The organism is Pseudomonas mandelii (genome assembly GCF_006438925.1).
Lineage (GTDB): Bacteria > Pseudomonadota > Gammaproteobacteria > Pseudomonadales > Pseudomonadaceae > Aquipseudomonas > Aquipseudomonas mandelii_C.
In genome coordinates this window covers 88,178-112,355 of the sequence record NZ_RCZA01000014.1, presented here as the reverse complement: position 1 = coordinate 112,355, position 24,178 = coordinate 88,178, and the positions used below count along the sequence as shown (strand labels likewise).

16 protein-coding genes are annotated in these 24,178 nt (G+C 60.9%); 4 read left to right on the top strand and 12 right to left on the bottom strand.

Going from position 1 to position 24,178, the window contains the following annotated elements; translation table 11 throughout:
• Nucleotides 1-30: 30 nt before the first annotated feature.
• Nucleotides 31-813 carry a hypothetical protein gene (locus EAH74_RS28030; RefSeq protein ID WP_240050580.1) on the top strand — a complete coding sequence of 261 codons (783 nt, stop codon included), beginning with the start codon at nt 31-33 and terminating at the stop codon, nt 811-813.
• A gap of 19 nt (nt 814-832) precedes the next feature.
• Here EAH74_RS28030 and EAH74_RS28025 read toward each other — a convergent pair whose 3' ends face one another.
• Nucleotides 833-3,442: a bifunctional diguanylate cyclase/phosphodiesterase gene (locus tag EAH74_RS28025; RefSeq protein WP_140682960.1), complete on the bottom strand. Its 2,610-nt coding sequence runs from the start codon at nt 3,440-3,442 to the stop codon at nt 833-835.
• 118 nt (nt 3,443-3,560) lie between these two features.
• Between EAH74_RS28025 and EAH74_RS28020 the strand changes: the two genes are divergently transcribed.
• The gene (locus EAH74_RS28020; protein WP_140682957.1) at nt 3,561-3,809 is read left to right on the top strand and encodes a hypothetical protein; all 249 of its coding nucleotides are present in this window, start codon (nt 3,561-3,563) and stop codon (nt 3,807-3,809) included.
• Between the two features lie 182 nt (nt 3,810-3,991).
• A complete protein-coding gene (locus tag EAH74_RS28015; RefSeq protein ID WP_140682954.1) occupies nt 3,992-9,607 on the top strand; it encodes a putative Ig domain-containing protein in 5,616 nt (1,871 codons plus the stop codon).
• A gap of 823 nt (nt 9,608-10,430) precedes the next feature.
• Here the strand turns inward: EAH74_RS28015 and EAH74_RS28000 are convergent.
• The 5 genes from EAH74_RS28000 to EAH74_RS27980 all read right to left on the bottom strand — a co-directional run bounded on the left by EAH74_RS28000 (nt 10,431) and on the right by EAH74_RS27980 (nt 17,556).
• The gene (locus tag EAH74_RS28000) at nt 10,431-11,780 is read right to left on the bottom strand and encodes a TolC family outer membrane protein (RefSeq protein WP_140682920.1); all 1,350 of its coding nucleotides are present in this window, start codon (nt 11,778-11,780) and stop codon (nt 10,431-10,433) included.
• Between the two features lie 2 nt (nt 11,781-11,782).
• Nucleotides 11,783-13,135, bottom strand: a complete 1,353-nt coding sequence (locus EAH74_RS27995; RefSeq protein WP_140682917.1) for an HlyD family type I secretion periplasmic adaptor subunit — start codon at nt 13,133-13,135, stop codon at nt 11,783-11,785.
• On the bottom strand, nt 13,128-14,849 hold the full coding sequence (locus EAH74_RS27990; RefSeq protein WP_140682914.1) for a type I secretion system permease/ATPase: 1,722 nt from the start codon (nt 14,847-14,849) through the stop codon (nt 13,128-13,130). The genes EAH74_RS27995 and EAH74_RS27990 overlap by 8 nt, the downstream gene beginning before the upstream one ends.
• A 346-nt stretch (nt 14,850-15,195) precedes the next feature.
• Nucleotides 15,196-16,431, bottom strand: a complete 1,236-nt coding sequence (locus tag EAH74_RS27985) for a saccharopine dehydrogenase family protein (protein WP_140682911.1) — start codon at nt 16,429-16,431, stop codon at nt 15,196-15,198.
• Nucleotides 16,432-16,458: 27 nt separating this feature from the next.
• Nucleotides 16,459-17,556: a carboxynorspermidine decarboxylase gene (locus EAH74_RS27980; protein ID WP_140682909.1), complete on the bottom strand. Its 1,098-nt coding sequence runs from the start codon at nt 17,554-17,556 to the stop codon at nt 16,459-16,461.
• A 250-nt stretch (nt 17,557-17,806) separates the two neighbouring features.
• On the opposite strand from EAH74_RS27980, the gene EAH74_RS27975 reads away from it, so the two are divergent.
• A complete protein-coding gene (locus tag EAH74_RS27975) occupies nt 17,807-18,628 on the top strand; it encodes a DeoR/GlpR family DNA-binding transcription regulator (RefSeq protein ID WP_140682906.1) in 822 nt (273 codons plus the stop codon).
• 51 nt (nt 18,629-18,679) lie between these two features.
• Here EAH74_RS27975 and otnI read toward each other — a convergent pair whose 3' ends face one another.
• The 6 genes from otnI to EAH74_RS33135 form a co-directional block, all read right to left on the bottom strand.
• Nucleotides 18,680-19,462: a 2-oxo-tetronate isomerase gene (gene otnI, locus EAH74_RS27970; protein ID WP_140682903.1), complete on the bottom strand. Its 783-nt coding sequence runs from the start codon at nt 19,460-19,462 to the stop codon at nt 18,680-18,682.
• A gap of 21 nt (nt 19,463-19,483) precedes the next feature.
• On the bottom strand, nt 19,484-20,944 hold the full coding sequence (locus EAH74_RS27965) for an SLC13 family permease (RefSeq protein ID WP_140682900.1): 1,461 nt from the start codon (nt 20,942-20,944) through the stop codon (nt 19,484-19,486).
• Nucleotides 20,945-21,133: 189 nt separating this feature from the next.
• Nucleotides 21,134-21,772, bottom strand: a complete 639-nt coding sequence (locus tag EAH74_RS27960) for an aldolase (protein WP_140682897.1) — start codon at nt 21,770-21,772, stop codon at nt 21,134-21,136.
• A complete protein-coding gene (gene otnK / locus EAH74_RS27955) occupies nt 21,769-23,061 on the bottom strand; it encodes a 3-oxo-tetronate kinase (RefSeq protein ID WP_140682893.1) in 1,293 nt (430 codons plus the stop codon). The genes EAH74_RS27960 and otnK overlap by 4 nt, the downstream gene beginning before the upstream one ends.
• A gap of 10 nt (nt 23,062-23,071) precedes the next feature.
• On the bottom strand, nt 23,072-23,977 hold the full coding sequence (gene ltnD / locus EAH74_RS27950) for an L-threonate dehydrogenase (RefSeq protein WP_140682891.1): 906 nt from the start codon (nt 23,975-23,977) through the stop codon (nt 23,072-23,074).
• Entirely contained in the window at nt 23,970-24,137 is a 168-nt protein-coding gene (locus EAH74_RS33135) for a hypothetical protein (RefSeq protein ID WP_170206641.1), read from the bottom strand. Before EAH74_RS33135 ends, ltnD begins: the two co-directional genes overlap by 8 nt.
• Between the last annotated feature and the right edge of the window lie 41 nt (nt 24,138-24,178).

The following is a 24,178-nucleotide window of genomic DNA, read 5'->3' as shown; positions in this document are numbered from 1 at the left end:
GTCACCGTCACCGTCAGCGTAGGCACCAGCATGTTCTACGTGACGAAGACCAAAGCCCTGGCCCCGGGGATTGTCGGCATCGTCTGGCAGCCGGACAACAAGACCGTCGGTATCAGCGGACACTGGGAAAAACTGGGTGCGCGTGAGTTGCTGGTGCAATGGACAGTCGTCGACGATCAGGCCTTCGTTCCCGGTACCGGCCTGCCCGCCGTACCGGTGCTGCCCGATTGGGCGCGCATTGCCAAGGCACCCTGGGCGCAGGACGTGATCCTGGGGCTGGCGGGTTATTTCAGCGAGAACCGCTCACGGGACAACATCGAACAGCTGGCCGCCGTCTCGGAACGGATCGCCAAATTGCCTACGCCGTTACACGTGACCGGCTGGTATTTCCCGGCGGAAGTCGACCCCAGCTGGACCCGTGCCAAAGAACTGCCCGCGCTGCTGGCCAAGCTGCCGCGACCGTTGTGGATCAGCGTTTATGACGGTGCCAATATCGGCCCCGTCGCCACCGCCGAATGGCTCAAACAATGGCTGCCGGATGACATCGGCGTGTTCTTCCAGGACGGTGTCGGCGTGTACGCCCGCACTGCACCGGTCGCGCGAACCTACGCCGACGCCCTGAGCCACCGCCTGGGCAAAGATCGCGTGCGGATCATCGTCGAAGCCTTCCGCCCCAACTTTGGTGGCGGCTTCCGCTCCGCGACCGCAGCCGAGCTCAAACCGCAACTGGCGGCCTATGACGGATATCCGCTCTACCTGTTCGACGGGCCGCACTACGTGACGCCAGCGCTGGTCGATCAACTGGTGCAGTAAAGCGTGTGCAGATGAGGTGTTAACTTTCAGCGCAAGCGCTTTCGGCCAGCGTTCGCAGCCCTGAATGCTTCGCGTGGACGCCAATCAAGTGTCCAATCGCCTGCGCATCCATAGGCCGGCTCAAGAAATACCCTTGAACCTCATCGCACCGGGCATCCTGCAAGGCCTGAAGTTGCTCGATCGTTTCCACCCCCTCCGCCGTGACTGTCAGCGACAGTGCCCTGCCCAGCCCGACGATGGCCTCGATGATCGACTGATCATCACCGCTGGCGGACAGCCCGGAAATAAAGCTGCGATCAATCTTCAACCCGTCGAAAGGAAATGAACGCAGGTAGCTCAATGACGAGTACCCAGTGCCGAAATCGTCCATTGCCAGGCGGACACCCAAGGCTTTCAAGTCGTGCATGATCTGCAGTGCGCCCTTGGCGTCGTCCAGCATGACATTCTCAGTCAGTTCCAATTCCAGCCGGGCCGGATTCAAACCGGTCTGCGCCAACACCGCCTGAACCCTGGACACCAGCTGCCCACGCTGAAACTCTGTCGGCGACAGGTTCACCGAGACAAAGAGCTCTTCGGGCCAGGCAGACGCGGCCCTGCAAGCGGTGTGCAGCACCCAGTTGCTCAGCGGCAGAATCAACCCGGTTTCTTCCGCAATGGGAATGAAAACGTCGGGCGACAATAGCCCTCTCACCGGGTGCTCCCAGCGTACCAGCGCTTCGGCACCGGCCATGACCCTGCCTGCAATCTGATAGCGCGGCTGAAAGTGCAGACGCAACTCATCATGTTTGATCGCGTGACGCAGATCGCTTTCCAACTGACGACGATCGAGGATTCGAGCATTCATGTCGCCCGCGTAAAAACGCCAGGTATTGCGTCCTGCATCCTTGGCTTCATACAGCGCAATGTCGGCATAGCGCAGCAACTCGTCGGCCAGGGTGGCGTCAGCCGGTGCCATGGCAATGCCGATGCTGGCACTGATAAACACCTCATGCTCATCAATCTGGAACGGCTGTTCGATGCAGTCGATCAGGCGCTGGCACAGGTGCTCGACCTCATCCTGAGTAACCATATTCGCCACCACCAGCACAAACTCATCGCCACCGATTCGCGCGACCAGGTCATCTGAGCGCAAGCACTGCCCCAGCCTTTTGGAGACCTCGTTGAGCACCTGATCGCCTGCGGCATGCCCGAGCAAATCATTCACCGGTTTGAAGCGATCCAGGTCGACGCTGAGCATGACCAACGGATCACTCAGGGTCGGCGCAGCCTTGAGTTTGCCATCGAGGAATTCCTGCATACGGGCGCGATTCGCCAGGCCCGTCAGCGCATCGTGTTGCGACAGGTATTCGATCCGTCGGCGGGCCGCCACTTCTTCGGTGATATCGCTGGCCGTGCCGCGATAGCCCAGCCCCTCCATCTCCCGCACGGAAAGACGGAAAATCCTGGCTTGCCCGTCCCCTGACAGATAACTGCATTGCAAGATGGCGTTGGCCCGTCGCGAGTGGTTTTTCAACCACTGGGAAAGTGGGCCCTGATCAGACACCAGCAAGTCATCGATAGGACGACCAAGGCACTCGGCCCTGCGCAGTCCCGTCACGGTTTCGAAACGCTCTGACAGGTAGGTGAAGCGCAACCCGGTATCGATTTCCCAAATCCAGTCGGAGGATGCTTCGGCGACATCACGAAACCGAGCCTCACTGGCCGCCAACGCCGTTCGACTGACCTGCAGGGAGGTGTAACTGGCATCCATCACTTGCGCAGCCGCCGTGGTACGGCGCTGAAAAAGCCAGGTCATTAGACCGATAATCAGCCCCGCTATACCGATCAGCGGCAACACCACGGTCATCAACCGATGCCCCGGTTGCGCCGGTGTCCACTGCAGGGTGCCCGCCGTACCGGTTTCCCCTAGGCGCAAAAATGATGTGCCGAGCGCTGCACTATCACCTGAGGCCACGCGCAATTGAGCAATCCCGAAATCACTGGCCATGGTGCTCAATCGGGCAGCATCGAGCCTGGAGACGAACAACAGTATTGAGGCTGGCCTGTCATCCGTTTCGACCTGGAGGTTGGTGCCAGGCGTCAGGGGCGCGGCAGCGACCAACACCGGGGTGCCGTCAACATCGAGAAACGCCTTGATGGGTGTTTCGCTTTCGACATCAATGCGTGCACGTTCGATGAGCGCGGTGATGGGTTGTTTCAGCCAGTCTTCAGCGGTGACCGATTCCAGCTGCCCATTGATGACCGAGTACACCGTACGATCGGTCGGATCGATCACAAACACGCCCTCAAACCCGAAATCCTTAAACAGCGACGAGCCGGCATTCTGCCGGACAAATGCCCAGTCGATATCCACCTTCCTGTGCAGGTGCTCGTAGGCATCGCCCCAGAATGCGTAGTCCTTGATCGTCAAAAGAACCGACTTCTCCAGGGCCTGCACGGCCTTTTCCGTATAAAAGCGACTGCGGCGCTCGTCGTCCTGGTTTTGCTCGAAGGCGATGTAAACAATCAAGGTGCTGGCCAACAGGAAGATCGACAACAACAGACAAGAGAAAGCCATCAAAGAAATGCGGGTCAGGGAAAGATTGGAGGTTCGCATCTGCGGCAGAGGGTCGAGAGGCTTGTTTTTCATAGGGCTTCCAGGCGGTACAACGGCTACGGGCTAGCACAGGGGACGACGCAGGCTTTAAAACACATGCGTTGAAAATGCTCCCTGAGTCGAGTGATTCCTCGCATTCAGCCCCGGACTGTTGGCAGGATCAGTCAGTAATGTACTTGTTGAACTTATCGGCGCGAATGTCGATGCCTTTACCCGCTATCGCCTTCAACCGCTCAACGGTCGAGTGTTGCGAGACAAGCCAGTTCTGAAGGTTCAGTTCAATTTTTCTTTTTGCGGCAGCTGGGCTTTCGAGCGCGACGCCAGCCTGATGGAAAAAGGCTTCTCGATCTCGACGTCGATAACCGCGGAACCCGTGGGCGCGGGCTTGTTCGCTTACTGAGCGGGCGTCAACAGAACGTTACTGTCTCGAAACACCTCACAACCGCTGATCAGTTAGTGCGGTTTTTTGACACTTCCCCGATATGTGGTCACAACTTTTGCGCTTCGTTGGGCCCTAACACCGTGGCTGTCGATGGAATATTGGCATCTTCCGAGGTTTTAGCCCGATACGGAGATAAGCTCATGATTTTCAATGTTCAAAATTTTGGCGCCAAAGGAGATGGCATCACAGACGACACCGCGGCAATACAAAGTGCGATTGATGCAGCGGCCGCCGCAGGTGGGGGGCAGGTGTATGTGCCGACCGGAACTTACATCGTTTCGGGAGGCGAGGAACCCTCCGACGGTTGCCTGATGCTCAAGAGCAACGTCTCCCTGTACGGCGACGGCATGGGCAAAACCACCGTCAAGGTGGCTGACGGCTCCGACACCAAGATCACGGGTGTCATCCGCTCGGCCTATGGCGAGGAAACCCACGACTTTGGCGTCAGCAACCTCACCATCGACGGCAACCGTGACCACACCACCGGCAAGATCGATGGTTGGTTCAATGGCTTCATTCCCGGCCAGGAAGGCTACGACTCCAACGTCACCCTCGACAGCGTCGAGATCAAGGATTGCTCCGGGTACGGTTTCGACCCCCACGAGCAGACCGTCAACATGGTCATCAAGAACAGCGTGTCCCACGGCAATGGCCTGGACGGCTTCGTTGCTGACTTCCTCAGCGACAGCACCTTCGAAAACAACGTCGCCTACGACAATGACCGCCACGGTTTCAACGTCGTCACCAGTACCCACGACTTCACCCTCACCAACAACGTTGCCTACAACAATGGCGGCAACGGCATCGTGGTGCAGCGCGGCAGCGAGAACATCCCCTCCCCCAGCAACATCACCATCACCGGTGGCGAGGTGTACGGCAACGGCGCCGAAGGGGTGCTGATCAAGCTGTCCAGCGAGGTGACCGTCAGCGACGTCGACATTCACGACAACACCAGCGCCGGGATCCGCATCTACGGCAGCAACCACGTCGAGATCATCGACAACACGCTCAACAACAATTCCCTGGGCAACCCCGTACCGGAAATCATCATCCAGTCCTACGACGACACCCTGGGCGTGTCCGGCAAGTACTTCAACGGCAGCGACAACACGATCCAGGGCAACATCATCAGCGGCAGCAACCTGTCGACCTACGGTGTTGCGGAGCGCAATGAAGACGGCACCGATCGCAACGCCATTATTGGCAACACCATCAGCCACACCAGCAAGGGCGCGACGCTGGTCTATGGCGACGGCAGCTACGCCAGTGCCACGGCGCCGATGACCACCGTGCAAGGTACGGCTGGCAACGACACCCTGCTGGGCAGTGCCGCCAGCGAGATTTTCTACGGCGCAGCCGGCAACGACACCATCAATGGCGGGGCCGGTGGCGACATTCTGGTGGGCGGTGCAGGCACCGACAAACTCACCGGCGGTACCGGTGCCGATACGTTCCGTTTCGTCGCTCAGTCCGACAGTTACCGCAACGCAACCGCAAGCTTCGATGACACCATCACCGACTTCGACGTCACCCAGGACAAGATCGACCTCGCCGGCCTCGGTTTCACGGGCTTGGGCAATGGTCGTGGCGGCACCCTGCAGGTCAGCTACAGCGCCAGCAACGACCGCACCTACATCAAGGACTACGATGCCGACGCCAGCGGCAATCGCTTCGAGTTGATTCTCTCGGGCAACCTCGCCAGCACTCTGACCGCCAGTAACTTCATTTTCAATCGGGTGGTCACCGGTACCAGCGGCAGCGACTCGCTGCTGGGTACCGATTCGGCCGACACCCTGCTCGGCCTCGCGGGTAACGACAGCCTTGGTGGCGGCGCGGGCGACGACAAGCTCGACGGCGGTGCCGGCATGGACACCCTCACCGGTGGTGCCGGAGCGGACACCTTTGTGTTCACCAATCGCATGGACAGCTACCGCAACTACAACACCGGCGGTGCCAACCTTAGCGACGTGATCACCGATTTCGATATCAGCGCCGACAAGATCGACCTCTCGGCCTTAGGTTTCACCGGCTTGGGTGATGGCAAGAACAACACTGTGTCCCTGGTGCTCAACAGTGCCGGCACCAAGACTTACATCAAGTCCCTGGCCGCCGACGCCGATGGCAACCGCTTTGAAGTGACGCTGAACGGCAACTACGTCGACAAGCTGACCAGCGCCAATTTCGTCTTCGCCACTTCGCCAACGGTCAACCATGCACCGGTGGTGGCAACGGCGTTGCTGGATCAAAACGCGACCGAAAACACCCCGTTCAGCTACGTGGTACCGGCCACCAGCTTCACCGATCCGGATAACGACAGCCTCAGCTACATCGCCAAACTGGCGAATGGCAGCGCCCTGCCCAGCTGGCTGACATTCGATGCAGCGACTCGTACGTTCAGCGGCACACCCAGCGATACCGCATCGGGCACCTACTCCATACAGGTCACCGCGGCCGACGGCAGCAACGCCACCGTCAGCGACAGCTTTACCCTCGCCGTGCAGGACGTGCCCGCCTCACCCACTGTGATCAACGGCACGCCGAACAACGACACGCTGACCGGCACCGCTGCCAACGAACAACTCTTCGGTGGCGCCGGTAACGACACGCTGAATGGCGGCGCGGGCAACGACATCCTGGTCGGTGGCGCCGGGGTGGACAAACTCACCGGTGGCGCGGGTGCCGATGTGTTCCGCTACACCTCGACACTCGACAGCTACCGCACCAGTTCCACCAGCGTCAGTGACCAGATCCTCGATTTCGACGTGACCGCCGACAAGATCGATGTCTCGGCGCTCGGCTACACGGCCCTGGGCAATGGCCTGAACGGCACGCTGCAAGTGACCTACAGTGCTTCGAGCAACCGCACCTACCTCAAGGATCTCACCGTCGACGCGAACGGCAACCGCTTCGAATTGTCGATGGCGGGCAACCTGGTGAGCAGCCTGACGGCGAGTCATTTTGTTTTCGCCGGCCAGAACGCACCCAGCAATGTCGCGCCGGTGGTGGCCATTCCCCTCCTCGATCAGAACGCCACCGAAAACACGCCGTTCAATTACACCGTCACCCATGACAGCTTCACCGACGCCGACCAGGATGCCTTGATCTACACAGCGACCCTCGCTGACGGTAGCGCCCTGCCCGCGTGGCTGAGTTTCAACGCCACCAGCCTGACGTTCACCGGTACGCCGATCAGCACGGCGTCGGGCAATTACAACGTACTGGTCAAGGCCACCGATCCTTCAGGAGCGTCGGTCAGTGACAGCTTCGCCCTGGCGGTTGCCGATGCGCCCGCCAATACCATCGCCGGCACCAACAATGCCGAAACCCTGAACGGCACGGCGGGCGCGGACCTAATCCTCGGCCTCGGTGGCAATGACACAATCAAGGCCGGCACCGGCGCGGACATCGTCGACGGCGGCGCCGGACGCGACTCAATGTACGGCGGCGACGGTGCCGACGCCTTCCGCTACACCAACGTACTCGACAGTTACCGCGACTACGACACCGGCGGCATCACGGCCACCGACACGATTTATGATTTCACCGCGGGCGTCGACAAGATCGATGTGTCGGGCCTGGGCTTTGTCGGCCTCGGCGATGGCAGCAATCACACGCTGTACATGACTCTCAACGCGGCCGGTGACAAGACCTACATCAAATCCGCCGACGCGGATGCCGATGGCAATCGTTTTGAAATCGCCCTCAACGGCAACTACCTCAACACCCTGACCGCCAGCGACTTCGTGTTCGGCGAGCGCGCCCAACAGGACATCCTCTACCTGCCCACCCTCGGCCAATCCAATGCGCGCCTATTGCGCATGACGGAGGACGACGATCAGTCCGGCACCTCGATGCTGGTCAAGGATCTGGACCGCTACACCCCCTATGACGTGCGCAGCCAGTTCACCGATGCCGATGGCAATGGCATCGACATCGCGGTGGGGGGCAGCACGGTCAACGGCCTGTCGACCATGGGCGCCGAGGAACTCAAGTTGTGCTGGTGGTTGACCGACACCAACCAACCCGGGCCTGCGCTGTTGCGCGCCGTCGCGTTGCTGGGGGACCAGCTCACCGAACTGCAATCGATCGATAACGTCACCATGGGCATCATTTGGGGGCAGGGCGAGGAAGCCGCCCAGGAGATCGGCCGCGCCACGGACAAAACAGCGGCGGCCGCTGCCTACAAGGACGCGACCCTGAAGGTGTTTGATTACCTGCATGCCCAGTTCGGCAACTTCAGCGTGTACATGATGGAGACCGGTCACTACCAGGAGGATGCGGCGCGAGCCCGGGGTTATTCCGAAGAGAAGATTGCCTCCATCGTCTCGGGCGTAGGCTATGTCCGCGCCGTCCAGGAAGCCATCGCCGCCGAGCGTACCGACGTCAAGCTGGCGGTGGACTACACCGACCTGCCCTTGCGCTACGAAGTCGATCCGCTGGTGTACCCCGACGACGTCTGGCACTTGCACGAGGAATCGGCGGAGATCGTCGGACAGCGCCTGGCCGACTACATCGCCGATGACCTTGGCTTTCAAGGCAACCCCAGCGACAACAACAGCGCGCAGGCGATTTTCGACAACGCTCAAAACCAGGGCGGGGTGATTTCCGGCACCGACCAGGCAGATACCCTGGTGGGCAGCTCGGGCAACGACACACTGGATGGCGACCTGGGCGCCGACTCCATGACCGGTGGCGATGGCAATGACATCTATGTGGTCGATAACGCGTCCGACAGCGTGACGGAAACCAACACTTCACCCTCGCAGATCGATACGGTGCAGGCCTCAGTCAGCTGGACCTTGGGCGCCAATCTCGAGAATCTGGTGCTGACCGGCGTGTCGGACATCGACGGCACCGGTAATGAGTTGCGCAACTTCATCACCGGCAATGCCGCCGCCAACGTGCTCAATGGTGCCGCAGGGGCCGACAGCATGAGTGGTGGCGATGGCAACGACACCTACTATGTCGACAACGCCGATGACACCGTGATCGAGACCAACAGCAATGCGGTGCCTGGAGGGATCGAGAGCGTGCACAGCAGACTGGCGGCCTATACCCTCAGCAACAACGTCGAGCAGCTGTATATCGATAGCACTGGCGCCGCCAATGGCACGGGCAACGCGCTGGACAACACGCTGTTCGCCGGAGCCGGCAACAACGTGCTGGACGGGCGCGATGGCATTGACACGGTGTCCTATGAACGCGCCCTGTCCGGAGTTACCGTAAACCTCTCGACGTCAGCGCAACAAAACACCGTTGGGTCCGGGCTCGACACCTTGAAGTTCTTCGAAAACCTGACGGGAAGCGCCTACGCTGACAGTCTGTCGGGCAACAGCGCCGCGAACGTTCTGAACGGTGGTGCGGGCAACGATACGCTGGTGGGCGGTTCGGGCGATGACCGGCTGATCGGCGGTGCAGGCACCGACAACCTCACCGGTGGCACTGGCGCGGATACCTACGCGTTTGGCGCGCTGTCGGACATGGGCGTCGGGGCTTTGCGCGATGTGATCAGCGGTTTCAAGACCACCGAGGGTGATCATCTGGATCTTACCGGCCTGGACGCCAACCCGCTGACCGCCACCGTTGACGCCTTCACCTTCATCGGCAGCAACGCCTTCGACCCTGCCAACGCCACCGGCCAACTGCGCTTTGCCGATGGCATTCTCTACGGCAGTGTCAACGCCGACGCCACTCCCGAGTTCGAATTCGAACTGGTGGGCGTCAAGGAGCTGCACGCCAGCGACTTTACAGCCTGAATCAAGCTCACATCCTGTGGGAGCGGGCTTGCTCGCGAAGGCGCCGGCACATTCAACATGGAGGCTGACTGAGCCACCGCTATCGCGAGCAAGCTCGCTCCGACAAGGGATTTGCAGTGCCCAAAAAATCGGGGACAGCCACAGATCAAATGTGGGAGCGAGCCTGCTCGCGAAGGCGCCGGCACATTCAACATGGAGGCTGACTGACCCACCGCTATCGCGAGCAGGCTCGCTCCCACAAGGGATTTGCAGTGCCCAAAAAATCGGGGCCAGCCACAGATCAAATGTGGGAGCGGGCTTGCCCGCGAAGGCGCGGCACATTCAACATGGAGGCTGACTGACCCACCGCTATCGCGAGCAGGCTCGCTCCCACAAGGGATTTGCAGTGCCCAAAAAATCGGGGACAGCCACAGATCAAATGTGGGAGCGGGCTTGCTCGCGAAGGCGCCGGCACATTCAACATGGAGGCTGACTGAGCCACCGCTATCGCGAGCAAGCTCGCTCCGACAAGGGATTTGCAGTGCCCAAAAAACCGAGGACAGCCACAGATCAAATGTGGGAGCGAGCCTGCTCGCGAAGGCGCCGGCACATTCAACATGAGGCTGACTGACCCACCGCTATCGCGAGCAGGCTCGCTCCCACAAGGGATTTGCAGTGCCCAAAAAATCGGGGACAGCCACAGATCAAATGTGGGAGCGAGCCTGCTCGCGAAGGCGCCGGCACATTCAACATGGAGGCTGACTGTGCCACCGCTATCGCGAGCAGGCTCGCTCCCACAGGGGATAGGCTGCGATCTTGAGCTTTGGTTAGAACCCAAGGCTTTTCAGAACAGGCTTTGCACCTGCTTCAGGACGCCGCGGTTCATCTGGCCGGTGTGGGTGTGCAGGCTCACATAGCTTTGCAGCATGTCGAGTTTGGTGTTGAGCAGGTCTCGGCGGGCCTGGAACACCCGCTGCTGTGCATCAAGAATATCCACCGTGGAACGCACTCCACCCTGAAAGCCTTTTTCCGTCGAAGTCAGGGCCCGCTGATTGGACTCCACCGCCCGCTGCATCGCCTTGCTCTTGGTGAACCCGGCCACCACGCCCAGATAATCGGCTTCGATGTCCTCGGCCAACTGTTGACGCTGCACATCGTAGTCGGACTGGGCACCGGCCAGTTGCGCTTCGGCCTTCGCCACCGAGGCGCGTACCGCCCCGCCGCGATACAACGGAATATCCAGCTGCACCCCCACGTAATAAGTGTCCTGGCGAGGATCGAGTTCCTGGTACTGGCGGGTTTCCCGGCGGGTTAGCTGGGTGGTCAGCGACAAGGTCGGATAATGCCCGGCGCGCTGACTGTCGGCCTGCGCCTCGGCGACTTTCACCGCGGCCAACCGGGCTGCCAGCTCGGGGCTCGCTTCACGGGCAATCGCCGTCCAGTACGGCAAATCCTGCTCCGGTGGGATCGGGCTACCGGCGGCGAGTTCTTCGCGCATCGGCTGGATGTCATCGATGGGCACGCTGGCGCGACCGGACAATGCCCGCAACGCAGCCACGCGCCGGGCCTGGGCTTCAGCCTGCTGGGCGTCGACGAGATCGAGCCGCGCCTGGGCCTCATCAATATCGGTGATCGCGCCCTGGCCGCCTTGATAAAGTTTTTTGCTCTGCGTCACCAACCCATTGATGGCAGTCTTTTGTTGGGCGATCAACTTGATCTCGTTTTCGGCCCGGGCGACGTCGAAGTAGCCTTTGGCGACCCGGTCGTACAGGGTCTGGCCGGAAACGTCGAATAGTTGGTTACCCAACTGCCCCCGCGCCTTGCCCTCCTGATACGCCGCCCAGCGCCCCTTGTCATAGAGCGGTTGTTGCGCCGCCAGGGTGACGTTGTTCGCCTGGTAATCGTTACTGTTGACGTAGTTGCGGTCGTCGCCGCCATCGGTACGCCCACCGTAACCGTAGCGCGACGTCAGCGATACTTGCGGATAGAGGCCACCACGGCCAATCGCCTCTTCCTGTTTCGAAGCATCAAAGGCATGGGCCGCCGATTGCACGGTCGGGTCATTGACGCGCGAGGCGTCGTACGCAGCGGTCAGGCTCAGGCCTTCTTCGGCAGCCCACACGGGATTGATCGCGGCCCAGCTGGTACACAAACCCAGCAGTAAACCGGAGCGGTAGCGACAACGGTCGATCATGCTCATTCCTCTTTGAAGGCCGCAAGCAAGCGCTCACGCAAAGGTTTCATCAGGTAATTCATCAAGGTGCGTTCCCCCGTCACCACCGTGACATCGGCGAGCATGCCGGGGCGCACCAGCAGGCCGGCAGCCTGCAGCGAGGCGACGGTGTCGGCGGGAATTTCGACCTTGGCGGAAAAGTACGGCTGGTGCGTCTGTTCATTGATCAACTGATCCGCCGAGACCGTAGTCACCGTGCCGGTGACCGTCGGCGTATCTACCCGTTGCAGCGCGGTGAAATGCACATGCACCGGCAGACCTGGGCGCAACTTATTGGCCATCAGCGGCTCGAAACGCGCGGTGATCGCCATCGGCGCATCCAGCGGCACCACCTGCATCAGGGTTTGGCCGGCCTGCGCAACGCCCCCGACCGTATGAAGGCTCACGTCCATGATCTGCCCGGACACCGGCGCACGGATCGCACCGTTGTCGACTTCAAACTGCAAGGCACGAATCTGATCGGCATAACCTGCCGCCTCGGCGGAGACTTCGCTGAGCTGGGTTTCGGCGTCGCGGCGAAATTCCTGCTGCGTCTGCAAGGCCTTGAGTCGGCTTTCGTTGATCGCCTGACGGGTCCTGCCGACATCGCCCACCCCGGAGGCAATCTGCCCGGCCAGTTGGGCTGCGTTGCGCTCGGCCTCGAAGAGTTTATTGCGCGGAACGTAGCCTTCACGGGCCAAATCACGCAGGCCTTCGAGTTCTTGTTGCTGAAAACGCATCTGCGCGTCGTAGTTGCGTTTGACGCCTTGGTAGCCAAGCAACTGCTGCTGCAATGCCGCGGCTTCGTGTTCGATGATCTGCAAGCGGCTGCCCAGTTCTGCGCGGCGAGTTAGAAACAACTGGGTCTGCAAAGCCATGGCGGCCCTGACCCGCGGCTCGTCGGCGCGCTCCAGCAGATCAGCGGGCCATTGAATCTCGGCTGAACCCAGGCGCTCGGCAATCAACCGCGCTTCGACGCTGCGATCGTTGAGCAACTTGCCCAGGGTCACGTCCCGTTGCGACTGCGCCTGCACCGTATTGAGCTGCACCAGCAACTGCCCCTGGGTGACGCGGTCGCCATCGCTGACCAGCAGCTTTTCCACCACCCCACCGACCAACGACTGCACAGCCTTGCGTTCGCCCGCCACCACCACGGTGCCACTGCCCACGACACCCTGGTCGAGCGGCGCCAGGCAGGCCCAGAGCAGGAAGCCGCCCAGCGTCAGGACCAGGAAACCCACACCATAGCGTGCCGCGCCTCCGGCGTCGGTACTGGCGCAGGGCAATGTTGTGGCGCCGCGCACGCTCAGCCTCTGCTCAGGGGTCAGATCATGCATCTTCGCCAGTCTCCTTGACCGCGGCCGGTCTTGGCCCCGGCATCAATGCCTTGAGCACCTGGTCTCGTGAACCGAATGCTTGTTGAGTGCCGTCCTTGAGCACCAGGATGTAATCAACCACGGCCAGCACATTAGGCCGGTGGGTAATCAGCACCACGGTGCTGCCAGCAGCCTTGATCGCACTGATGGCCTGCACCAGCGCCAGCTCTCCGGCTTCATCGAGGTTGGAATTGGGCTCATCGAGCACAATCAGCGACGGACGCCCATACAGTGCGCGAGCCAGGCCGAGGCGTTGCTTTTGTCCACCGGACAAGCCAAGCCCGCCGGGGCCCAGAGGTGTGTCGTAACCCTTGGGGAACCTCAGAATCATCTCGTGAATGCCGGCGTGACGCCCGGCGGCGATGATCTTGTCGGCGTCCTGCTCGCCGAAGCGGGCAATGTTGTCGGCCACACTGCCGTCGAACAGCTCGATGTCCTGGGGCAGGTATCCAAGGTGCGGACCCAGAGCGTCGTGGGACCATTGACTGATCTCGGCGTCGTCCAGGCGCACCGAACCGCCCAACGCCGGCCATACCCCGACCATCGCCCTGGCCAGCGTTGATTTGCCACTGGCGCTGGGGCCGACGACGGCGAGCACATCACCTTTGGCCAGGCTGAAATGGATGCCGCGCAGGATCGGTTGCGAGGCGCCGGGTGGGCCGACATACAACTGCTCCAAACGCACTGCGCCGGTGGGCGGTGGCAAAGGCATGCGCAGGCGCTGGCGCGGATGCTCGGCCAGCAGTTGGCTCAGGCGCTGGTAGCTCTGGCGGCCGGAGTTGAATTGCTTCCACGAGCCAATGGCGATTTCCACGGGCGCCAGGGCACGCCCCAGCAGCAGCGACATCGCAATCATCATGCCTGCCGACAATTGGCCTTCAAGCACCAGCAACGCCCCCAGGCCCAGGGCCAGAGACTGTCCGGAGATGCGCACGAAACGGGTCATCGAAGTGATACGCGCGCCACGGTCGCTGGCATGGGCCTGGGCGGCAATGATGCGTTGCTGCAGCAGGCTCCAACGCTGGCGTAAAGGCCCGAGCATGCCCAGGGCCTGGATGACTTCGGCGTTGTGCAACGTGCTGTTTACATAGATCGACGACTGCACGCCCAGGCGATTGGCTTCGCCCAAGCGCGTGCGAGTCGCCAACTCGCCCCACAGCGCCAGGCCGATCAGTACCAGGGCCAGAACCAGCGTCAGCACGCCGAACCAGGGATGAAAGATGAACGCCACCAGCAGGAAGATTGGCAACCACGGCGCATCGAGCAAGGCGATCAGGCCCTGGCCGGTGATCAACTGCCGCAGCGTCGCCAGATCGGTGAGCACCTGCGCCGGGTTGGCGTTGTGCTCGCGCAGGCTGCGGGCGAAGGCAGCGTCGAAAATCCGCTCGCCCAAGGCATCGTCCAGCCCCGCGCTCATGCGAATCATCACCTCGCCGCGTACCCACTCGATCAGGGCGCTGAACATGAACAGTCCCAGTGCGATCAACGTGAGCATGAACAAGGTGGTTTCGTTGCGGCTGGTGAGGACCCGGTCGTACACCTGCATCATGTAGAGCGACGGCACCAGCACCAGCAGGTTGATCACCCCACTGAACAGCGCCAGCGACCAGAACACCCGGCGATAGCTTAATAAAGCGGCATCAATGTCATGACGCGGATCGAGAAGCAAACCCATAGAGTGTCGCTCGCAAAAGGAAAAGTCGGTTCAAGACGCAATCCATCGCGAACGTTTTGCCCTAAGGCATGGAGAAAACACTAAACGTAGCTGGATGCGCCGCAATCAGAGACGGTCCTTGTCGCTACAGGCGCCAATTACTGACCACGCAACCAGGGGTTAGTGCCGGTTCGACGGGCTGGGGTTCAATGTGGGTGACGGGCGGGGATGTTGGAGGCACAGTTCTTGATCTCGTCCTCAACAAGCCCAACACATTACGCACAAACAAAAACGCCGCTCAAAGAGCGGCGTTTTTGCGTATGGAGCGCGAAACTCGCTCACCTGTATGTTGCGAGCCTCAAGCGTTTCAGCTCCAGGGACGATCTCCATTCTCGTCCTTGATGCGGGTCGGCAGGCCCATCACATCCAGCGCCTTGAGGAATGGCTCAGCCGGAAGCTCCTCGACGTTGGCCATGCGCTGCACGTCCCACTCGCCACGGGCGACCAGCAGGGCTGCGGCCACGGGCGGTACGCCTGCGGTATAGGAAATGCCCTGGCTGTCAGTTTCCGCGTAAGCGTCCTCATGATCGGCCACGTTGTAGATAAACACTTCGCGCGGCTGACCATCCTTGGTGCCCTTGACCAGGTCGCCGATGCAGGTCTTGCCGGTGTAGCCAGGCGCCAGCGAGCTCGGATCAGGGAGCACGGCCTTGACCACTTTCAGCGGCACGACTTCCAGGCCTTCGGCGGTCTTGACCGGTTGCTCGGAGAGCAGGCCGAGGTTCTTGAGTACGGTGAACACATTGATGTAGTGCTCGCCGAAGCTCATCCAGAAACGCACGTTGGGCACGCCGAGGTTCTTCGACAGCGAGTGCACTTCATCGTGGCCGGTCAGGTAAAGGTTCTGCGCGCCTACGACCGGCAGGTCATCGGTGCGTTTGACTTCGAACATGGTGTTGCTGGTCCACTGACTGTTCTGCCAGCTCCACACTTGTCCGGTGAATTCGCGGAAGTTGATTTCCGGGTCGAAATTGGTGGCGAAATACTTGCCATGGGAACCGGCGTTGACGTCGAGAATGTCGATCGAATCAATGCGGTCGAAATACTGTTGTTGCGCCAGCGCTGCATAGGCGTTGACCACACCCGGGTCAAAGCCCACGCCGAGAATGGCGGTAATGTTCTTCTCTTTGCACTCTTCGAGGTGGTTCCACTCGTAGTTGCCATACCAGGGCGGAGTCTCGCAGATTTTGCCCGGTTCTTCGTGAATGGCGGTGTCCAGATAGGCCACGCCGGTATCGATGCAGGCGCGCAGCACCGACATGTTGAGGAAGGCGGAACCGACGTTGATGACGATCTGCGATCCGGTTTCGCGGATCAGCGCCTTGGTCGCTTCGACATCCAGGGCGTTCAGCGAGAAGGCCTGGATATCGGCGGGCACTTTGAGGCTGCCCTTGGCCTTGACGCTGTCGATGATGGCCTGGCACTTGGAGATGTTGCGCGACGCGATAGCAATACGACCGAGTTCATCGTTGTGCTGCGCGCACTTGTGGGCCACCACCTTGGCGACACCTCCTGCACCAATGATAAGCACGTTCTTCTTCAATTTTTCTCTCTCTCCTTCTCTGCCAGCTTACGAAAGGCTGGACATGTAGTCGTTGTAACCAAACTCACGAACCACCTCGACGGTACCGTCGAGTTGTTTCACCACGATGGACGGCATTTTCAGGCCGTTGAACCAGTTCTTCTTGACCATGGTGTAACCCGCTGCGTCGATGAACGACAGCCGATCCCCAATAGCCAGGGGACGATCAAATTGATACTCACCGAAAATGTCTCCGGCCAGGCAGGATTTGCCGCACACCATGTACGTGTGCTCGCCCTCGCTGGGCGCCAGTTTGGCATTCAGGCGATAGATCAGCAGATCGAGCATGTGCGCTTCGATAGAGCTGTCCACGACTGCCAGGTGCTTGCCGTTGTAAAGGGTGTCGAGCACGGTGACTTCCAGCGACGCGCTCTGCGTGATGGCGGCTTCGCCCGGCTCCAGGTAGACCTGCACGCCGTATTTTTGCGAAAAGGTCTTGAGGCGCGCGCAGAACTCGTCCAGCGCGTAGCCTTCACCAGTGAAATGGATACCGCCACCGAGGCTGACCCACTCGACCTTGTGCAGCAAGTCGCCGAAGCGTTCTTCAATGGTGCACAGCATCTGGTCGAACAGGCCGAAATCACCGTTCTCGCAGTTGTTGTGGAACATGAAGCCAGAGATCTGCTCGATGACCTGCTCGATCTTCACCGGGTCCCATTCGCCCAGACGGCTGAACGGCCGCGCGGGGTCGGCCAGCAGGTAATCCGAGCTGCTCACCTGCGGATTGACCCGCAGGCCGCGCACCTTGCCGGCCGAAGCCTCGGTGTAGCGCTGCAACTGACCGATGGAGTTGAAGATGATCTTGTCGCAGTTTTCGAGCATCTCCTCGATCTCGTCATCAGCCCAGGCCACGCTGTAGGCGTGAGTCTCGCCCGCGAACTTCTGTCGACCGAGCTTGAGCTCGTAAAGCGACGACGACGTGGTGCCGTCCATGTATTGCTGCATCAGGTCGAACACCGACCAGGTGGCGAAGCACTTGAGTGCCAGCAGGGCCTTGGCCCCGGACTGTTCGCGCACATAAGCGATCTTCTGCATGTTCGCCAGCAGCTTTTGTTTATCGATGAGGTAGTACGGCGTTTTGATCATTTCGAGGCGCCTCCGGCAAGGCCAGCCAAAAAAGGATGCGCATTGTGCCTTCACTGGCTACATATCGAAAGAGCAGGAAGCCCTCTCCACGCGAAACGCGGGTCAATTTAAGTCCCAGGCACCCAGCAACCCAGAATGACGGTCATTGTCCCCAGGCCGTGTCACTCGCCGCGCTACTGATCCCGCCACAGATTCGCTACTATGTTTGACCGTTAGCTTTACCGCCAGCTTTCCTTAATCTGGAGCCCGAATGCCTAATCAAAAGGACATCGCCGCCGAAAGCGGCGCACCGATGATTCCTGAACAGCGCCGTGAATTGATGCTGCGACAGTTACGCAAGCATCAGGTGCTGAGCGTTCATCAGTTGATGGAAATGTTCGACTGTTCGCACATGACCATACGCCGCGACATCGCGTTGCTGGAGCAGGAAGGTCGAGCTTACTCGGTAACGGGTGGCGTGCGGATCGCCAGCCAGCTCCATAGTGAGCCCAGCCATCAGCTCAAGGCGGTGGTCGAGTTGCCACAGAAGCAGGCCATGGCCAAGCTCGCCGCCCGGCTACTGCATGCCGATATGACGATTTACCTGGATGCGGGAACCAGCACGCTGGAAATCGTCCCCTATATCAAAGCGCTGCCCGGCATGACCGTGGTGACCAATGACTTCGGCGTTGTCCAGGCGCTGATCGAAGCCCCCCATGTCACGGTGATTCATACCGGCGGGCAGCTGGATCACTCCAATCAATCGTGTGTGGGCGGCCTGGCGGTGGCCACCTTGCGCCAGGTCGTCACCGACATCGCGTTCATATCGACCAGCTCATGGGATTTGCGTCGCGGCCTTACCACGCCTTCGGCGCTGAAGGTGGAGGTGAAACAAGCCGCGATGCAATCAGCCTCGCAAGTGGTACTGGTGGCCAGCAGTTCGAAATACGGCACCTTCAGCATGTACAGGATTGCCGGGCTAGAGCAGTTCGACATTATCCTCAGCGACGATGCATTGACCCCGGCCGCGGCCGATGGCATTCGCAAACAGGGAGTCGAACTGTTGCTGCCGTCTGACAATACCCCGGTCTGAAACAACGGGCTCTTGACTCCAGCAGAGCCCGTTGCCCCTTCTCTGTTGCGCTTAGCGCGCCTTCCACTCCCGCAACCACTGCAAGCCGGCAGACGTATTGCCACGCGGCCGATATTCGCAACCTACCCAGCCGTCATAACCCAACTGGTCGATCAACTCGAACAGATAGGGATAGTTGACTTCTCCCAGGTCCGGTTCATGCCGGTCCGGCACGCCAGCGATCTGGATATGGCCGATTCCATCGAAGTCCCGACGCAGTTTGGTGGCCAGGTCGCCTTCAACGATTTGGCAGTGATAACAGTCGAACTGAACCTTCAGGTTACTGGCGCCTACTTCCTTGCAGATGGCGTGGGCCTGGTCCTGCCGGTTGAGGAAAAAGCCCGGCATGTCTCGTGTATTGATCGGTTCCAGCAGCACCGTGATACCGACCTTGGCCGCCTGGGCGGTGGCATAGGCCAGGTTTTCCAGATAAATGGCGTGATGCCGTGCCCGATCACTCTCGGAAGGCAGCAGGCCGGCCATGACATGGATGCGTGAGTTGCCCAGCACGCCGGCGTACTCCAGGGCGCGATCGAAACCGCTACGAAATTCACTCTCCCGGCCCGGCAACGACACCGTGCCCCGCTCGCCCGCCGCCCAGTCACCGGGCGGCGCGTTGAACAGTGCCTGCACCAGGCCGTTGTCGCTCAAGCGTTGCTTGAGTTCTTCAGCGCTGTAGTCGTAGGGGAACAGATACTCCACCGCTTCGAAACCATCGGCGGCCGCGGCGGCGAAGCGATCCAGAAACGCATGTTCCGGGTAGAGCATGCTGAGGTTGGCAGCAAAACGAGGCATGGTAGCTCCTGAGATAAAGAATCAGACAAAGGGCCAGATCAGCAGGGTAATACAGAAACCCAAGGTGCCCAGCAAGGTGGTCAACACCGTCCAGGTGCGCAAGCCGTCGGCCACGTTCAGTCCGGACAACTTGGTGAAGATCCAGTAACCGGCGTCATTGATATGGGACATGGCCAACCCGCCACCGCCCATGGCCAGGCACAGCAGCGCCATGTGATTGGCAGTGAGATCGAGGGTCGCAATCAGCGGGCTGATGATGCCGGCAGTGGTCACCAGCGCCACCGTCGTCGAGCCCTGCACCGCGCGCAACAGCATGGTCAGCAAAAAGCCCAGCGCCAGCACCGGCAGACCGGTAGTGCGCAGCATATCGGAGACGACGGCGCCGATTCCGGTATCCACCAGCACCTTGCCAAACACCCCGCCGGCACCGGCAATCAGGATCACCATGGCCACACCGGGCAAGGCCGAGCCGATCACATCAGACACCTGCGTACGGCTCCAGCCCCGACGCGAACCCAGCAACCAGGCACACAGCAACGTGTCGATCAGCAGCGCCACCAGCGGTGCGCCGAGCACAGTCATGATGCCGCGCAGGGTCGATTCGGCAGGCAGCAACGAGGTGGACAGCGTCCCCAGCAGGATCAGGATGATCGGTAGCGCGATCAGGCTGACGATCATACCGAAACCCGGTGGTGGCGCCGGCGGCAACTTGGACACGATGCTGCTGGTGGACTCTTCCAGACCCATGTGCGACACGGCCACAGCCGCTCGCCCAGCGCTCTTGTCGTTGCCATTGGACCAGGCGGCCAGATCCTCGTTGGTGACATGCGGGCCATACACCTCGGCACGAATATCGTCGGTCATCGGGTACACCCGACGGGTCATGCGCCCGGCCACGCGGTAGCCGACATAGCAAAGGAACGCGGTGATCGGCAGACCGAACATCAGCACGCGGCCCAGGTCCGCGCCCAACTGACTGGCAGCGGCCACTGCGCCCGGGTGTGGCGGCAGGAAGGCGTGTACGGTCAACAAGGCCGCGCACATCGGCAATGCGAAGACCAACAGCGGCTTACGCGCACTGCGCGCAATGCCATAGGCCAGCGGCATCAAGATGATCACGCCGACCTCGAAGAACACCGGTACCCCGACCATGAATCCGGCAATCGTCAGCGCCAGCGGTGTACGCCGATTGCCGAAACGAGTGATCAGAGTCTTGGCCAGCGCCTCGGCGCCACCGGAGAGTTCGATGATTCGCCCGATCATCGCGCCCAGGGCAATGATGATCGCGATATGGCCCAGGGTCTTGCCCATGCCGCCTTCGATGGTCGCCACCAGATCGGCCGGTTTCACCCCGGCCACCAGCGCCACCAGAATACTCACCAGCATCAAGGCCACGAAGGGCTGGAACTTGTACTTGAGCACCAGGAACAACAACAGCGCGATGCCCACCCCTGCGGTAATCATCAGGACTAACGGGCTCATTTCAGAACCCCTCCACGCCGGGTAAACGAAACGGTTCTGCCACTGAATCTGAAAATGCCGCTGTGAAGGTGAGTCATGCTTGGATTTCCTGTTGTTATTGTTTTTTCAGGCAAGCCGGGTCCGTCTAGAGTCGCTACGCGTCTCATGTACAGGGCCTGCTGTATCGATTTGTTGTGTTAAGCCAGCGCTTTACCAGGTCGCGCCGAAGGTCTCTCGCAACTCGTCCAAAGCCGCCTGGTCCAGAGGCTCCGGTTTGGGATGGCTCATCAGCCAGAGCCGCGCAGTTTCCTCAAGCTCCTCCAGGGCGTAACTGGCCCTGGATACCGAACTTTCCCAGACCACCGGGCCAAGCCGTTCGAGCATCACGCCGCGAACACTATTGGCCAGCTGCGCGACTTGCTCGGCAACCTTCGGCGAACCGGGGCGCTGGTAGCCAATCAACGGGATATGCCCGACTTTCATGACCTGATACGGCGTCAGCGGCGGCAGAATGTCGTCTGCCTGCCAGACACCGGCCAGCGTCAACGCCACCAGATGAGTGGAATGGGTATGCACCACGCCGCCGACACTCGGGTTGCGGTCGTAGACCTGGCGGTGCAGCGCCAGGGTCTTGGAAGGCTTGTCACCGGACACCCATTCGCCGGCCAGATTGACCTTGGCGATGGTCGCGGGATCGAGGCGTCCGAGGCAGACATCGGTCGGTGTGATCAACCAGCCGTCGTCCAGGCGCGCGCTGATATTGCCGGCGCTGCCGACGGTGTAACCGCGCTGGTAAAGGCTGCGGCCAACTTCACAGATCTCTTCGCGCAGGGCGTTTTCGTTACTCACTGCACACCTCCGGCGAGTTGGCTCAACGCTTTGCCGAAGAAGTCGCGACCACCGAAGTTGCCCGATTTAAGTGCCAGCGCCAACGGTTCGTCAGTACTGCTGACAGTCGCCGGCACACCCGGATCGATCTGCGCGCCGATCTGCAGCAGCTGTACGCCCAACGCCTGAACCACCGCGCCCGACGTTTCTCCGCCGGCAATCACGAAACGGCGTACGCCACTCTGACGCAGACCTTGGGCAATTTCGCCAAAGGCATTTTCCACCAGGCTTCCAGCCTGCTCGACACCCAGTTGCTGTTGCACCGCCTTGACCTCATCCGGTGAGCTGGTGGCGTAGATCAATACGGTTTGTTCGTTATCACGGGCGAAGGTCAAGGCTTGCGCCACCACCGGTTCACCCGCAGCCAAGGCCAACGGATCAATCCGCAAGGCCGGCCGACCGGCTTCGAGCCAGGCCGCCACTTGTCCATTGGTGGCGATCGAAGCGCTGCCGGCCAACACCACTTCCCCGCCGAACACCGCCGGAAGCTTCGAGGCATCGAGGTCGCGCAGCTTGCCAGCGCGACGGAAATTTTCCGGCAATCCCAGGGCCAGCCCCGAAGCACCCGTCAACAACGGCAGATCGGCACAGGCGGTGCCGAGGGTGTACAGATCGCTGTCCGACAAGGCATCAGCGATGGCCATGCCGACACCTTCAACCCTCAGCTCTGCGATTCGCGCACGCACCGACTCAGCGCCGCGGGCAATGGTGTCGTAGCGCAACAGGCCGACATTCAGACGGGTCTGCGATTGCAACACTCGAACCAGGTTGGCATCGGTCATCGGCGTCAGCGGGTGATGCTGCATGCCCGACTCGCTGAGCAGATGATCCTGCACAAACAAGTGGCCGCGAAAGATCGTCCGGCCATTCTCCGGAAACGCCGGACAGGCCAGGGTGAAGTCGCTACCCAGCGCCGCCAGCAGCGCTTCGCTGACCTGGCCGATATTGCCGGCCGCGGTGGAGTCGAACGTCGAGCAGTATTTGAAGAAGATCTGCTCGCAGCCTTGCTCGCGCAGCCAGGCCAGTGCGGCGAGGGACTGTTCGACCGCGTCGGCGACAGGAATGGTGCGCGACTTCAGGGCAATGACGATCGCATCGGCGTCAAGCCCAGCGGCGACGTCTGCGCTCGGGATTCCGATGCTTTGCACGGTACGCATTCCGCCGCGCACCAGCATATTGGCAAGGTCCGTGGCACCGGTGAAATCGTCGGCGATGCAGCCCAGCAGCGGGCGTGCGGTGGAGGTAGTCATGGGGTGTTCCTCAAACGGACTGGGGCTTGGCAGTCGGCAATTCGATGCCCGGGAAAATCTTGATCACCGCCGAGTCGTCTTCACGACCGAAGCCGGCACTGGACGCCTGCATGAACATCTGGTGAGCGGTGGCCGACAGCGGCAACGGGAATTTGCTGGCCCGGGCGGTATCCAGCACCAGGCCCAGGTCCTTGACGAAAATATCCACCGCGGACAACGGCGTGTAGTCAGCCTTGAGAATGTGCGGTACGCGGTTTTCGAACATCCAGGAGTTACCGGCGCTATGGGTGATCACCTCATAGAGTGCATCGGCATCGACCCCTTCACGCAGGCCCAGCGCCATGGCTTCGGCAGACGCTGCAATATGCACCCCGGCGAGCAGCTGGTTGATGATTTTGACCTTCGACCCCAGGCCATGGACGTCACCCAGGCGATAAACCTTGCCGGCCATGCCCGCCAGGATTGACTCAGCCTTGGTATAGGCATCGCCCGGCCCCGAGGTCATCATGGTCATCTCGCCAGCGGCCGCCTTGGCGGCGCCACCGGAAATCGGTGCATCCAGATAAAGCAGGCCCAACGCGGCCAGGCGCTGGCCCAGATCCACCGCGTAAGTCGGGGCTACGGTGGCGCAGCCGATCACCAGACTGCCCGGCCGCAGTGCGGCCACGGCACCACCCTCACCAAACAGTACGGTTTCGGTCTGCTCGGCGTTGACCACCACGGTCACTATCACGTCGCACTCAGCGGCCATGTGCGACGGCGAAGCGCAAGCCACACCGCCCTCCCCGGCAAACTGTTCAGTCACCGCAGCCCGCACATCACAGGCATGCACATTGAAACCGCTGCGCAACAACGAGCGAGCAATGCCCAGGCCCATCGCGCCCAGACCGACAACACCGACATTCTTGTTATTCATGGGGTACTCCAGAGGAAAGCAGCGACTGCTTGCGCGCCTGCAAGGCGCAGACATTGGCCGCGTTGTAGAGAGGGCTGCGGTAGACAGGATCAGCGCCGAGCGGATAAACCCGCTGAAGGGCACTGTCATTCAGCACATGAGTCGGGATCTCATCGAACATCAAGGCAATCCTGTTTTTGTCTTGTTCTCAGGTTGTCATAC